General features: G+C 47.2%; 12 protein-coding genes. 2 read left to right on the top strand and 10 right to left on the bottom strand.

Going from position 1 to position 14,079, the window contains the following annotated elements; translation table 11 throughout:
- The first annotated feature begins 170 nt into the window (after positions 1 to 170).
- Entirely contained in the window at positions 171 to 1,061 is an 891-nt protein-coding gene (rarD, locus tag BMZ28_RS15550) for an EamA family transporter RarD (protein WP_047782361.1), read from the top strand.
- Here rarD and BMZ28_RS15545 read toward each other — a convergent pair.
- The 9 genes from BMZ28_RS15545 to lptM all read right to left on the bottom strand — a co-directional run bounded on the left by BMZ28_RS15545 (position 1,053) and on the right by lptM (position 10,792).
- On the bottom strand, positions 1,053 to 2,120 hold the full coding sequence (locus BMZ28_RS15545) for an AbrB family transcriptional regulator (RefSeq protein WP_074824610.1): 1,068 nt from the start codon (positions 2,118 to 2,120) through the stop codon (positions 1,053 to 1,055). The genes rarD and BMZ28_RS15545 overlap by 9 nt on opposite strands.
- Before the next feature lie 147 nt (positions 2,121 to 2,267).
- Positions 2,268 to 3,218: a magnesium/cobalt transporter CorA gene (corA, locus tag BMZ28_RS15540; protein WP_047782363.1), complete on the bottom strand. Its 951-nt coding sequence runs from the start codon at positions 3,216 to 3,218 to the stop codon at positions 2,268 to 2,270.
- A 519-nt stretch (positions 3,219 to 3,737) separates the two neighbouring features.
- Positions 3,738 to 5,900, bottom strand: coding sequence for a DNA helicase II (uvrD, locus tag BMZ28_RS15535; protein ID WP_047782364.1), 2,163 nt, complete (start codon positions 5,898 to 5,900; stop codon positions 3,738 to 3,740).
- Positions 5,901 to 5,943: 43 nt separating this feature from the next.
- Positions 5,944 to 6,660 (bottom strand): 5-amino-6-(5-phospho-D-ribitylamino)uracil phosphatase YigB, encoded by a 717-nt coding sequence (yigB, locus tag BMZ28_RS15530; RefSeq protein ID WP_074824607.1) that lies wholly within the window; start codon positions 6,658 to 6,660, stop codon positions 5,944 to 5,946.
- Entirely contained in the window at positions 6,660 to 7,586 is a 927-nt protein-coding gene (gene xerC / locus BMZ28_RS15525; protein WP_074824603.1) for a tyrosine recombinase XerC, read from the bottom strand. Before xerC ends, yigB begins: the two co-directional genes overlap by 1 nt.
- Complete coding sequence (locus tag BMZ28_RS15520) at positions 7,583 to 8,302, bottom strand: DUF484 domain-containing protein (RefSeq protein ID WP_074824600.1); 720 nt, start codon at positions 8,300 to 8,302, stop codon at positions 7,583 to 7,585. Before BMZ28_RS15520 ends, xerC begins: the two co-directional genes overlap by 4 nt.
- Entirely contained in the window at positions 8,299 to 9,123 is an 825-nt protein-coding gene (gene dapF / locus BMZ28_RS15515) for a diaminopimelate epimerase (RefSeq protein ID WP_074824595.1), read from the bottom strand. Before dapF ends, BMZ28_RS15520 begins: the two co-directional genes overlap by 4 nt.
- Before the next feature lie 116 nt (positions 9,124 to 9,239).
- Positions 9,240 to 10,490 carry a diaminopimelate decarboxylase gene (gene lysA, locus BMZ28_RS15510; RefSeq protein WP_047782369.1) on the bottom strand — a complete coding sequence of 417 codons (1,251 nt, stop codon included), beginning with the start codon at positions 10,488 to 10,490 and terminating at the stop codon, positions 9,240 to 9,242.
- A 113-nt stretch (positions 10,491 to 10,603) separates the two neighbouring features.
- A complete protein-coding gene (gene lptM / locus BMZ28_RS15505) occupies positions 10,604 to 10,792 on the bottom strand; it encodes an LPS translocon maturation chaperone LptM (protein WP_074824592.1) in 189 nt (62 codons plus the stop codon).
- Between the two features lie 78 nt (positions 10,793 to 10,870).
- Here lptM and cyaY point away from each other — a divergent pair, with 78 nt between their 5' ends.
- On the top strand, positions 10,871 to 11,194 hold the full coding sequence (cyaY, locus tag BMZ28_RS15500; protein WP_047782370.1) for an iron donor protein CyaY: 324 nt from the start codon (positions 10,871 to 10,873) through the stop codon (positions 11,192 to 11,194).
- 56 nt (positions 11,195 to 11,250) lie between these two features.
- Here the strand turns inward: cyaY and BMZ28_RS15495 are convergent, their stop codons facing one another.
- Positions 11,251 to 13,806 (bottom strand): class I adenylate cyclase, encoded by a 2,556-nt coding sequence (locus tag BMZ28_RS15495; RefSeq protein ID WP_074824589.1) that lies wholly within the window; start codon positions 13,804 to 13,806, stop codon positions 11,251 to 11,253.
- Between the last annotated feature and the right edge of the window lie 273 nt (positions 13,807 to 14,079).

Raw genomic sequence — 14,079 nt, 5'->3', positions numbered from 1 at the left:
AGCAGCATCGCCATACTGCGCTCAACAGATATCAGACGATATTTATAAAAATTTTCGCCATATCTCTACTCATTTATCCTATAACTCACCCAAATTTCAGTCATAAAAAAATAGGAAAAATAGGGTACACTAGCAAATTCTACTCTCTGTATATGCAAACAAGGTATTTCATGGAATCGCAACAAACTCGCCAAGGCATACTATTCGCTTTAGCCGCTTATTTTATTTGGGGAATCGCCCCCGTTTACTTTAAGTTGATTGAGAATGTTCCCGCCAATGAAATACTCACCCACCGTATTATCTGGTCATTTTTCTTTATGTTGCTGCTTATCACTTTCGGACGACAGTGGGGATCAGTTCAGCAGCTATGGTTAAACCATAAAAAGAAAATATTAATGCTGGCCATCAGCGCTGTGGTGATTGGCTGCAACTGGCTAACCTATATTTGGGCGGTGAATAACCATCATATGCTGGAGGCCAGTATGGGATACTTTATTAATCCGCTGGTCAGTATGCTGCTGGGTATGATATTTCTTAAAGAGCGATTTCGACGCATGCAGTGGGTCGCCGTAGCGCTGGCTTTTACCGGCGTTGCCATTCAGCTTTGGCAATTTGGCTCAATTCCCTATATCAGTCTGATATTGGCTTTTTCCTTTGGTTTTTATGCATTGATTCGGAAAAAAATTGCCGTGGACTCGCAAACCGGTATGTTGTTTGAAACGCTGTGGTTGCTTCCCGTCGCCATTATCTATTTGTTCTTTATTGCCGATACGCCAACCAGTCACTTAAGCCAAAATACCTGGTCACTGAATACATTGCTGGTTTCTGCTGGGGTGATAACCACCATTCCACTGTTGTTCTTTACCGCAGCAGCCACCAAATTACGCCTGTCGACGCTAGGGTTCTTTCAGTATATGGCACCAACAATGGTGTTCTTTCTGGCGATTGTTTTTTACGGTGAAACCATTGGCGCGGAAAAACTAATTACCTTCGGCTTTATTTGGGCGGCTCTGGCCATATTCGTACTGGATGCGTTGTACCATCAAAGAAGATTACGCTAATGGATCGGGCCGTCTCTGCGCGTGGCGGGAAATAAACTTCGCCATCGCCGGGCCGGTCATCAAAATACTAAACAAGCGTAGCGTCTGCATCGCCATCACAAAAGACATATCAGCCCCACTACCGGCAGCAATAATCGCCACGGTATCCAGCCCACCTGGGCTAGTCGCCAGATAAGCGGTCAAGAAATCCATATCCAATACTTTGGTCAACGCCAGCGCCATCAGGGCACATAACGACATCAGCCCTAATATTGATATGACGATTTGCGGCAGCGTTCTCAACGCCAGCAAAAAAACCGCGCGGTTAAAGCGCAACCCTACGCTCCAACCAATAAAAGCGTAAGCCATTGCCAGTAACCATTCCGGTAACTGTATCGTTAAAACATCACCGGCATGCAACCCCGCCCCAATAAGCATCGGAAACAGCATCGTTCCGGAAGGAAAACGCAACCGACGTCCCAACCACCCGGCGATTCCTGCCAATGCCAGCGTCGCAGCGAAGTCCCAGCTTAAAGGAGGAAACCAAACTAACTCCTGCACAATCTCCTGAGCGTTTCCCCCCATTGAGATACGCACCACCAACGCCGCAGAACCCGCCACAAACAACACTCTCAGGTATTGCATAAAGGCAACCAGACGCACGTCAGCGCCGTAATCCTCAGACATGGCGACCATAGCCGCAGCGCCACCCGGTGATGAACCCCACGCGCCGGTGGTGCCCGGTAAATGGCTAAAACGTACTAACAGCCAGCCAGACAAGCCGCTGGCGAACAACGTTGCCAACAAAATAAATAAAACAATCGGCCAATTAGCAGCGAGGGAGACCAGAATAGAGGAGGAAAGGTTTTGAGCAATCATGCAGCCAATAATGGCTTGGGAAGAGATAAAAAATCGATTATCGATACGCACCGTTGCGCCACAGAGGCTCATTGTCACCGCGACCACCATTGGCCCAAGCAGCATCGCGGCCGGTATATGAAACCGCAGCATAACCAATGATAGTGATAACGAAAGGACAAACAGAATAACCCATTGAAAAACGGACGAGCGCTTTGCCACGGTTACAAATCCCAATAACTAACGAACACGACGGTTATAACGTCAGCGGTATTACCAAAATAAAATTACCGCCGATCAATATCAAGCTGTTTTATACAAACCAACTTTAATACTCATCGTACGGTAATTCTTTGACAAAACAGGGTATCAGAGCCAATTACGACTTTTAAAATAAAGATAAGGTGCAAGTGCCGCAGCAACCATTAAGCCAATCGCCGCCGGATAACCAAATGACCAGTCCAGCTCTGGCATAAACTTAAAGTTCATCCCGTAGCTTGAAGCCACTAACGTTGGTGGCAGGAACACCACCGATACCACCGAGAATATTTTAATAATGCGGCTTTGTTCGATATTAATAAAGCCCATTGCCGCCTGCATCAAGAAGTTAACTTTCTGGAACAGAGATTCATTATGCGGCAGCAGCGATTCGATATCTCGCAACACTTCACGCGCCTGATCAAGCTGATTTCCCGGTAACCGCGCTTTACGCACCAGGAAGTTTAGCGCCCGCTGGCTATCCATCAGACACAAGCGAACTTTCCAACCGGTATCTTCAAGTTCAGCCAAGGTAGAGAGCGCTTCATCGTAACCCTCACCCGGATGGCCTTCCATAATCACCCGACTCAGAGACTCCAGATCGCTGTAAATATTTTCGATTTCATCCGCCAGCTGTTCAATTTTCGTTTCAAACAGATCGAGTAATAGCTCATAAGCATTACCGTCAACCATCGCCCGATTACGGGCGCGCATACGGTAAAGACGAAATGCCGGCAGATCCCGCTCACGCAAAGTAAACAGGCGACCATCGCGGATGGTAAATGCCACCGTGGCGTTACCGCCGCGATCTTCAGCATCTTCATAGTAAAAGAAGGAGTGGATATGCAGACCGTCTTCGTCTTCAAAGAAACGTGCCGATGCTTCGATATCGTCCAGTTCTGGCCGCGTAGCCAGAGACTGGCCAAGCTCATTCTGAACCCGTTCCCGTTCTTCATCCTCGGGTTCCACCAGATCGACCCATACGGAATCGGTCAGCTTGTCACCTTCGTCCAGTTCTAAACGGGATAAATAGCACTTATTTAATTGAAATGCGCTTAACATCGCGTCATCCCTCTTTTGCAGTGGTGAAATGGACTACGCACATTGAACAATCTGAAGTGACGGCAATAACCGAGTCAATCAGACCTAGACTACATCTAGCTCACTAGCGACGGGATAATATTAGAGGTCGCTGACAACCACGAAGGCTATCAGCAAAAAGGGATAGCCTTAGAAGTTGAACTTAATTAAAAAATCATTGAGCCAGTATCGACTGGGAATGTCCAAAGCTGTTGCCCCTATAGGAAAATAGTGCGCGCATGTTACGCCTTCCGGAAAAACTCTGTCAACTACCGAACAACTTTTCTTGTACATTCATGCACCAAACTCAGTATATATCATAACCAGATAATATAATTTATCCATCAACTAATTAATTTATAAAGAATTTGCAGTGTAAATCACTGATACACATTAAATAGAATAAAAATAGGTGTGATTACGCTGAAGCTCGGGTATGAAAAAATCGAGAGAGGAAAGAAAACAGCGTTCGGCGCCGTACCACGACGCCGAACGCCAAAACTACAGCACTTCCAGTCGGGCGTATGACGCCACCAGCCACTTAATGCCTTCACCCTGAAAAGCAATTTGCAGACGAGCATGTTCACCGCTGCCTTCCAGATTAATAATTGTGCCTTCACCAAATTTAGGATGGTTAACCCGCTGCCCTAGCTTATAGCCACTATCATTCTGGCTGATTGGTGTGCCCATTCTGCTATGGCTAACCGGACGCGACACACTGGCACGCAGACGGACTTCTTCAATACAGTCTTCCGGCAGTTCACCAACAAAGCGCGATGGGCGGTGATAAACCTCTTTCCCGTACAGACGGCGAGTTTCCGCGTAAGTCAGCGTTAGCTTCTGCATTGCCCGGGTTACCCCAACATAGGCCAGACGGCGTTCCTCTTCCAGTCGGCCGCCTTCATCCAGCGACATCTGACTTGGGAACATCCCCTCTTCCATACCGACAATAAACACCTGTAGAAACTCCAGCCCTTTAGCCGAGTGTAATGTCATGAGCTGAACCGCATCCTGATAGGCATCCGCCTGACCTTCTCCTGCTTCCAGCGCAGCATGGGAGAGGAATGCCTGTAACGGCGACAGATCCATATCTTCGTCCTGAAAACTGAACTGACGGGTTGCCGTTACCAGTTCCTCCAGGTTTTCGACCCGAGTTTGGCCTTTCTCGCCCTTCTCCTGCTCATACATCTGACGCAGACCAGAATCTCGAATCACTCGATCGGTCTGAACATGCAGAGGCAGTTCACCAGTTTCATTAGTTAACGCTTCAATCAGTTCAATAAATCGCTGAATTGCCCCGGCAGCCCGGCCCGCAAACACTTTCTCCTGCAATAATGCAACCGAAGCCTGCCATAGGGTAACCTGACGATCGCGAGCCGCATGACGGATAACGTCAAGAGACCGATCGCCAATGCCGCGGGTTGGCGTATTTACTACGCGCTCAAAAGCCGCATCATCATTGGGATTGGAGATTAAACGTAAATACGCCAGCGAATCTTTGATTTCCTGTCGCTCGAAGAAGCGCATACCGCCATAAATACGATAAGGCGTCGAAGCCTGCAATAACGCTTCTTCCAGCACCCGCGACTGTGCGTTGCTACGGTAGAGGATCGCGCAATCATTTAAAGCACCGCCGCCATCCTGAAAAGTCTTAATTCGATTAACCACAAAACGGGCTTCATCCAACTCATTAAACGCACAGTACAAAGAAATAGGTTCGCCCTGCTCACCGTCAGTCCAGAGTTCTTTCCCTAATCGACCGTCATTATTGGCTATTAGCGCGTTAGCCGCCTTCAGTATATTACTGGTTGAACGGTAGTTCTGTTCCAAACGGACGGTAACAGCACCGGGAAAATCATCCAGAAAACGCTGAATATTCTCTACCTGAGCACCGCGCCAGCCATAAATTGACTGATCGTCATCACCTACGATCATCACTTTGGAAGTGTCTCCGGCTAACATGCGGATCCAGGCATATTGGATGCGGTTAGTATCCTGGAATTCGTCCACCAGAATATTGGTGAAACGCTCCCGATAATGGTTGAGTATCTGAGGTTTATGCAGCCACAGTTCATGGGCTCGCAGCAGTAATTCGGCAAAGTCTACCAAACCGGCACGATCGCAGGCTTCCTGATAGGCCTGATAAATGCGTAACCAAGTACCTTCCGTCGGGTTGCCGTAAGTATCAATGTGCTGAGGTCGCAGGCCATCGTCTTTTTTATTGTTGATATACCACATGGCCTGACGAGGAACCCACTGTTTCTCGTCCAGATTCAGCGCCCGAACGATACGCTTAAGCAAGCGGTGCTGATCTTCACTGTCCAGAATCTGAAAATCCTGCGGTAGATTGGCATCAAGATGATGAGCCCGCAGCAAGCGATGAGCCAGACCATGGAACGTCCCAATCCACATTCCCCCTTGGCTGGTACCAATCAGCTGTTCAATACGATGACGCATCTCCGCAGCGGCCTTATTGGTAAACGTCACCGCCATAATGGAATAAGGAGAACAGTGCTCAACCGATAGCAGCCAGGCAATACGATGTACTAATACTCGAGTTTTCCCACTGCCCGCACCGGCAAGCACCAGCATATTGGTACGGGAAGCCGCAACGGCTTCGCGCTGTTTGTCATTTAAACTGTCTAGCAGGTAGGAAACGTCCATTATTAGGCCATATACTGGTAATTTATACAGATGAATGGATAGATTATATCAACCGACACAATGAATCCAACCGAGAAATTTCAATATGCGGTAATAAACAGCCGGTGGATTCATGCATCAGGTTACGATTTCGGTCATTAATCCAGCATGCCTGAAGGCCGTGGCGAATCGCACCGGCCACATCGGTGATTAAATCATCCCCAACGTGAAGTAAATATTCTGGTGCCAGCTTTAGCTGACGAGCGGCGTTTAAATACATATCACCAAAAGGCTTAGCGCGACCATCCGGACCGGCCCGCAGCACTAATTGGAAATAGTCTCCCAGACCAAACAGCGCAGGGTTAGCATTGCCGTTAGTGACTGCCACCAACGGATAACGCGTTGCCAATAGGCTTAAGGTGGTATGGGTAGAGGGCGGTACTTCAATGCGGCTACGCCAGTAACTGAAGTGATCCATCGTCAACGCCGCGCCGTCAGCCGCATCGCTATCGCTGTAACCGTAAAGCCGTAAAGTAACCTCAAAGGAACGTCGCCGCCATTCGCTAACGTCATGATAAATATCCGGTTCCTGCTCCAGTAGCTGTGCACGGATTTTGCTAAATCCTGCACGATCCATATCGGCCAGTTGGGGAAACTGCTGCCGCAGAAAGTTAATCACTTCTACTTCAGTACGTTCAATAACCGGACGGTTGTCGTAAAGCGTATCATCAAGATCGAAGGTTAAGGCCTTAATCGGCCCCAAAGGCCGGTAAAAATGCATCAGGGCTTCCCTCTTTTAGCTCGCGGATGAGCAGCATCGTAAACCTTAGTTAAGTGCTGAAAATCCAAATGGGTATAGATTTGAGTAGTTGTCAGGTTCGCATGTCCCAACAATTCTTGTACTGCGCGCAGGTCACCGCTGGATTCCAGCATATGAGTAGCAAATGAGTGTCTGAGTTTATGTGGGTGAACGTGACTACTTATGCCCTGCTTAACGCCCCATTCCGCAAAGCGCTTTTCAACATTACGGGCGGAGATGCGGTTGCCATGTTTAGAAACAAACAGCGCATCATCGTCGGGAGCATAAAATTCACGCATCGGCAGCCAACGGTTTAGCCAGGTAACCGCCATTCGTCCAATCGGCAGCTTGCGTTCTTTACTGCCTTTACCCACCACTCGAATTTCACCCGCATCCAGATTAACCTGACGGCAGTCCAGTCCAATCAACTCTGACAGTCGCAGTCCGGCACCATACATCAACTCCAGCATGGTGCGATCGCGCACCGCTAATGGGTCATTAAGGTCAATATCCAGCAAATGATTAACTTCATCAACATCCATATTCTTGGGTAAGTGCCGGCCTTTACGCGGGGTAGAAATACCTTTAGCCGGATTAGCGCCGATTATCCCCTGACCAACTAGCCAGTCTAAAAAGCTACGCAGGGCTGATAGCCTGAGCGCCAGGCTGGCTGACTCCAAACCTGAACGCTTACTCCGTGTTACCAGCATACGCACACCTGCCGCATCCAACTTAGTCCAATCGGTGAGACCAATATTCACCAGTAGGTCAATAAGTGCCGCCAACTGTCGCTGATAGCTTTTTAATGTGTAGGGGCTAAGCTGGCGTTCAACCCTGAGATAACGCAGAAAGTTATCGACGGGCTGTTGTAAAGAGGGGCAGGTTAATGGTTCAGTTCGTTCACTCATGTCGGCTCTATCCAACGGGACAGCAAGCCGGGCAAAAAAAGACTCAACTGATCGAGAATCAGTGTTCCCATACCTTGCTGATAGTGCTGAGGATCGCGGCTGGTAAATATCACCATTCCCTGAGAGCCCCACTTACCCAACAAAGACAGCGCGACAGAGCCCACCATTTTAGCTTCTGGCATTAACAGTAGGATTTCCGGGCCATTAAGCTGCCCCAGATATTGATTGCGATTGCCGAGCCGCTGAATTCTCATGGGCTCAAATGCCTGCTGAGAAATCGCCAAATGAGTAAAGTCGGAAGGAGCGCCCAATTTCCATTTATCACTGAACAAACGGATAGTCGCATCCGCCAGACCGAGTGAACGCGCCCAATACTGTAGGCGATAGAGCAAGTTTTGCAGGCTGTCTGCCTGTACTAATTCACTCTGTAAATTGATCAGACGAGTAAACAAAATTTCATTAGCACTCGCCTGCTCCATCAACAGCGTAATCTCTTCTTCCAACTGCTGAATATGATTGCGTTGGCGGCTTAGTTGCCATTCAACTAAGGAAACGCTATCTCTGACTGGATGCGGCACCCGCATTTGCTCTACTTGCAAAGCATTGCGGATAAAAAAATCTGGATTATTCAGCAAAAACTGGCTGACCTGCTCATCACTAAGGCAAACCGACTCCGTTCCTGATGCTGTTCCATCTTCTTTTATTCCATTACTCATAAGTGAATAAACCCATCATAAACATGCGTTGCAGGACCAACCATATAAAGCGGATGTCCGGGACCTTTCCAGGCAATCTGTAGGCTGCCCCCAGGAAGTTCAACATTCACTTTATCATCTAACAGCCCTTGGATCATTCCCACCGCCGCCGCTGCACAAGCGCCACTACCGCAGGCTTGCGTCTCTCCGGCACCCCGTTCATACACTCTTAAACGAATGCTGCCGCGATGAAGAACCTGCATAAAACCAATATTTGCGCGTTCAGGAAAACGGTCATGGTTTTCCAACAGTGGGCCAAGCTGCTCGACATTAGCCAGATCCACATTCTCCACCTGCAATACGCAGTGTGGATTCCCCATCGAAACAACACCACCGAATACCGTATGCTCTGCTGCCCGGAGAATATAAGTTTTTTCCATTTTAGCCGCACGGAATGGAATACGAGAGGGCTCAAAGTCAGGCTCCCCCATATTAACGGTTACCAGTTCATCTTCACTGACCGATAACGTCATACGGCCATTTTGGGTGCTAACCCGAATATCCCGTTTATTGGTGAGTCCTTTCAAGCGAACAAAACGAGCAAAACAGCGAGCGCCATTACCGCACTGGGCGACTTCGCCTCCGTCGGGATTAAAAATTCGGTAATGAAAATCCAAATCAGGATCGTAAGGCGCCTCAACAACCAATAACTGGTCAAAGCCGACGCCATAATGGCGATCGGCCAGACGGCGGATTAGCTCTGGTGAAAAATAAACGTTTTGCGTCACTGCATCGACAACCATAAAATCGTTGCCTAAGCCATGCATTTTGGAGAATTGCATTTCATACCCCACTTGCGACAACGTTATATCTCACCGATTGTCGCCGATTAAATTCTCGTCTTGCCGGGCCTGCTATCCTTTAGCGCGAAACCAGAAAACGTACTTCTATTTATATATTATTTCACCAAATGCTCACCGCGCCATAAATCTTCAAAGCGTTCGCGCTCGCGCACAAGGTATGCTTGATCGCCATCAACCATAACTTCAGCCGCACGACAGCGGGTGTTGTAGTTTGAACTCATACTGAAACCATAAGCGCCCGCGCTGCGTACCGCCAGTAAGTCTCCCTGATTTAAACTCAACTCACGCTTTTTACCCAAGAAATCACCGGTCTCACAAACTGGACCCACGACATCATAAACCTGACGCTGTCCAGCCCCGTTTTCAATAACCGGAATAATCTTCATCCAAGCCTCATAGAGAGATGGACGAATCAGGTCATTCATTCCGGCGTCCACAATGGCAAAATGATGATCGTCCTGATCTTTCAGATATTCTACTTGAGTCACCATAATGCCAGCATTCGCTGCAATGGCGCGACCAGGTTCAAAACACAGTTCCAGATTTTCACGCCCTTTCAACTTCTCTAGCAGTGCAGTCGCGTACTCCATAGGTTCAGGCGGCGTTTCATCGTCATAGCGTACGCCTAACCCTCCCCCCAGATCCAGATGGTGAATAGTAATACCATCTTCAGCCAGCTGGTCTAATAGCACTAACATGCGATCGGCAGCATCAAGGAAAGGAGAAAGCTCAGTTAATTGTGAACCGATATGACAGTCTACGCCTTGTATATTGATATTTTCCATAGTACTCGCCAAGCGGTAAGCTTCACGAGCCATCTGATAGCTAATACCAAACTTGTTTTCTTTCAGACCGGTGGAAATATACGGGTGAGTTTTGGCATCAACGTCTGGGTTAATCCGCAGAGAAATCGGCGCCTTAAGCCCCATATCACCAGCCACACTATTCAAGCGGTGTAATTCGGGGATCGATTCCACGTTAAAACAGCGAATCCCTACTTCCAGCGCCCGGCGCATTTCCCCTTCGGTTTTTGCCACCCCAGAGAAAATAACTTTCGCGGGATCGCCACCGGCAGCCAGTACTCGCTCCAGCTCGCCCTGAGAAACGATATCGAAACCGGAACCTAAACGAGCCAGAATATTTAAAAAAGCCAGATTACTATTTGCTTTAGTAGCATAACAAATTAGATGTGGGTGGTTAGACAAAGCATTGTCAAATGCATGCCAGTGCCGCTCAATCGTGGCTCTGGAATAAATATAAAGCGGTGTTCCGAAGCGCGCTGCTAATTCAGCTACCGGCATATTTTCAGCGTATAACTGCCCATCTTTGTAATTAAAGTAATCCATAATGCTTTGCCTAATCTGTTTTATACTACGGGTATTACCCGAAATGCTTGTCTGTCGCCCTGTCCGTTAACAACTCCACAAGAATTAACCCATTGCTGATACTTGTTCAGCACTTATTTTGCAGAGGCGTTACCAACCTGAGTGTTATTTTCAGTTTGTTCAGGTTTCGGTTGCTCCGCTTTTAACGGAGATTCTTTTTTAGGCGGCTCATCGGATGGCATATATAACGGCCCCTTTAGACCACATCCGGCAAGCCAAAAGGTTGTTAGTACTACTAATGAGCAACGAAAAAGTGTATTCATTGAAATAAGCCTGTGATTCATTTTGTTTAGCCCTCTATAATCGCAGCTAGATCACGAAAAGCAATAGGAATTCTGAATATGAATGATACTGAGTTTCACCAATTGGCTGAGAAGCTAATGCACAACATCGATGAAGCGATTGATAATATTGACAGCGATGCCGACATTGATTGTGAAATCAATGGCGGGGTTATGTCACTTTCCTTTGATAATGGAAGTAAGATTATCATTAATAAACAAGAGCCTATGCATCAAGTATGGCTGGCAACCAAAAGTGGCGGATACCATTTTGACTATCGTGACGGTCAGTGGTTTTGCGATCGCAGCGGTCAGGAATTTTTCGCCGTACTGTCGGAAGCCTGTACTGAGCAATCTGGAGAAAATGTATTTTTACGCAATTAATCCTGCCACCATTCAGTATGATGACTGCCTGATAACTCAATGAGGTATTGGGCAGATTAAAACGTGTGACTGAGGATGATGTCTTTCTTGGTAACCGGTACCGTTGGCGCACTCAACGGAGAAATTGAGTTACTATTGAAAGGAACAATGCGTGATTCGCCATTTTCCTGCACAATTTGAGAGAATTGCGGCAGGTTAAAGTTGACTGAACCGGAGCCATAAGTAAACCGTTCATGGGAAGAGGCATAGAACCGGCTGACGTCACATACCAACTCTTCAATACATCCCTGACAGTTCAAATACACTTCAACCCGATTTAACTCATCAAGAATATAAATATTGAAGCCTTTCTCCGTATCTTCAAAGAAAAACTGAATAATCCCTTCACTGGCAGAACCATCAATAATTTCAGGTAGATGTTCTTCGCCGGTTTTTAGCTGAATCGGAATACCGTTCAGCTTATTGTTGGAGATAGCACCGTAAAATTCCACTGCATTCTCCAGCTTTTGCACCGATACGCTTAAACGTTCAAAAAACAAACCCCAGGTTTGGCCCGATAACCTTAACGCCTTAAAGCGGTTTGGCTCCTGGCGATTGCTGGATAAACGTAGACTAATACATTCAGAAACCAGCTGCTGTAGGCGAGTCTGAATCAAACCTCTGAGATGCTGGCTGTAGCAGAAAACTTCAACTGATTCTGGCTGTTCGGCATCCTGATGCATTTTACCCAAAATCGTTTTCAGCGCTTCAATCACCGCCTGACTGCCGCTAAAGTGAAGAGTACGAACTTCATTCCATGAGTTACGATACAATAAATCTACACTACCAATCAGGCACTGTTCCTGTTTGCCAAAGCTAAACACATCTAACTTCCCCAGATCGAACGGCTGCGCGTCCTGAAACAGTGATTCAGTCGGATCGTTCTCAAGGTTAACGATTAGCGCTAAATGGCGAATCTCACAGGGGCTATACAACGCCTTAGGCGTGGATGCCGGCACTCTTAATGGGAAATGACGGGCAATATCAGCCACAAAAGCCTGTAGCTTCTCGGTATGACAATATTGGCTATTCTTAACATGTAGTTGGGTCTCTGGCGTTAGCAGGCCGTTAAAGTAGCTCCAGGCCACTAACTTACTTAGATAGCGGTTATATTCCAGAGGTTGGTGACCGATGATTGCATCCACCGTCGGCGCCTGATTATAAAGATACCAGCCCGCCCGATTCGCACGATCGATAGGCACCTGAATAAACGTCAGGTTTTTCTCTGATAAGTCAGGGGATATTTGGGGGTTAACCAAGGTCACTTTACCCGGAAGCGCCTCAAAAGCCGCATACAACTTACGGGTCAGCACACCAATGTCCTGTGGACTTGCGCTCACGCTTAAATTGTTACGGCGGGCAAAGCGAATAAGATTGCGATAGCTTTGCATCAGGGCATCCAGCAGTTCGTTGTTGGCTTCTCGAACCCGCTCTATTTTCCAGTTTTCCCGATTATCCAATATCTCAAGGCATTCGGAACCCCAGCCCCAGTCGTTGGTCAGCTGATTCAAAATTTCCCGCCGCCAGTTACCCTGGACAGGAATCACTGCAACGGGTTCAGACAAACGCTCACACACTTTCAAATAGAAACAACGGCGAACCAGATCCAGACGAACATCATCACCAATCGCCTGCAAATAGGTAGTCACCCGCTCCAGCATCATGTAGTAAGCATCCAGACTAAACGAGTCCAGCTCACCATTGTGCAATCTTCTTTTTATTTCCAGCGCCAGCAATTGAGACTGTGGGTATTCCCATGAATAAGTCTCCAGCAACAGCGTTTTCAATACCGCTTTATAAGGTGAATCAATACTTTTATACAGCTGCCATAAACTGGCACCAAAATACTCTTCGGCGGACAATGCGCCAAGACCACCAAGGTCAATCCACTCATCGCGCTTAAGTGAACCATCGGCAAACAGTTCTGAAACGTACTCTTCGTAGTCCATTTCACGATCGGCGGGAACCACATTCCATAATATCGGCTTACCGGCTAACCGCACCGCACTGCGATAAAACTCATCCAATAACAGGATATGTAATGTTGAACCGCAGTCTTCGCTGTCCAATTTACCACTCAGATTTTGACGGAAGCGATTTTCATCAATCAGGAAAAAGTTAACTTCAATCCCTAAAGAAGCCGCCCACTGCTCAAGCAGTAAACATTTCGCCTGCAAAATAGTTAGTTCATTACTATTTAGCCATGACTGGTGGCAAATCCAGATATCCAAATCGGAAGATTGGCTTTGGCCCACAGAAGAAGTACTGCCCATACTGTAGACGCCAGTAATGGGTAACGCCTGGGTTGAATGGGGAGCCAGAGGAATATCATTCATCCGACAGAAATCTGTCAGATACAGCGCTTGAGCTTCGTTAGGAATATAAGCACAGATACCATGTGGCACGATGCCATCCTGATAGCCAGGCATTTTCGGGTGATGATAATGCAGAAAAATAGGCAGCAGCGTATATACCTGCTGAAAAGCAGACCCCATATTCGCCATAGCACGATCGATACGCAATTGATTTAACGCATCCAACCGCTGTTTTAATAAAGTTATATTAGGGTGCAAGACGGTTTGCCTGATTAATTCCTACGCTGATTAAAGGAACCACATTCTGGTTGCTCATCAAATAGCAAAAACAATCGATCACTGATTGCCAAAAACGTGATCAATTTAACACCTTGTGAGGAAGGCGTAAAGATATTGGCACCTTGCCACATCAATTCCTACGCTATTTTTTGCATAGTTCAATACAACATTAGAGGTAAATTTCATGCCTTCGTGCTGAATAATAAATAGTTTCAGCAAAACTCCCTGATTTCAAAGCGTATGCAAATAGTG

The organism is Pragia fontium DSM 5563 = ATCC 49100 (genome assembly GCF_900112475.1).
In the GTDB taxonomy this organism is placed as follows: Bacteria; Pseudomonadota; Gammaproteobacteria; order Enterobacterales; family Enterobacteriaceae; genus Pragia; species Pragia fontium.
Note: the sequence above shows the minus strand (reverse complement) of the source record. Positions and strands in the feature narration are given on the sequence as shown.

Excerpts from the sequence above, each read along its gene's own strand:
- rarD (WP_047782361.1), top strand. The coding sequence starts at position 171 with ATGGAATCGCAACAAACTCGCCAAGGCATACTATTCGCTTTAGCCGCT.
- corA (WP_047782363.1), bottom strand. The coding sequence starts at position 3,218 with ATGTTAAGCGCATTTCAATTAAATAAGTGCTATTTATCCCGTTTAGAA.
- uvrD (WP_047782364.1), bottom strand. The coding sequence starts at position 5,900 with ATGGACGTTTCCTACCTGCTAGACAGTTTAAATGACAAACAGCGCGAA.
- yigB (WP_074824607.1), bottom strand. The coding sequence starts at position 6,660 with ATGCATTTTTACCGGCCTTTGGGGCCGATTAAGGCCTTAACCTTCGAT.
- xerC (WP_074824603.1), bottom strand. The coding sequence starts at position 7,586 with ATGAGTGAACGAACTGAACCATTAACCTGCCCCTCTTTACAACAGCCC.
- BMZ28_RS15520 (WP_074824600.1), bottom strand. The coding sequence starts at position 8,302 with ATGAGTAATGGAATAAAAGAAGATGGAACAGCATCAGGAACGGAGTCG.
- dapF (WP_074824595.1), bottom strand. The coding sequence starts at position 9,123 with ATGCAATTCTCCAAAATGCATGGCTTAGGCAACGATTTTATGGTTGTC.
- lysA (WP_047782369.1), bottom strand. The coding sequence starts at position 10,490 with ATGGATTACTTTAATTACAAAGATGGGCAGTTATACGCTGAAAATATG.
- lptM (WP_074824592.1), bottom strand. The coding sequence starts at position 10,792 with ATGAATACACTTTTTCGTTGCTCATTAGTAGTACTAACAACCTTTTGG.
- cyaY (WP_047782370.1), top strand. The coding sequence starts at position 10,871 with ATGAATGATACTGAGTTTCACCAATTGGCTGAGAAGCTAATGCACAAC.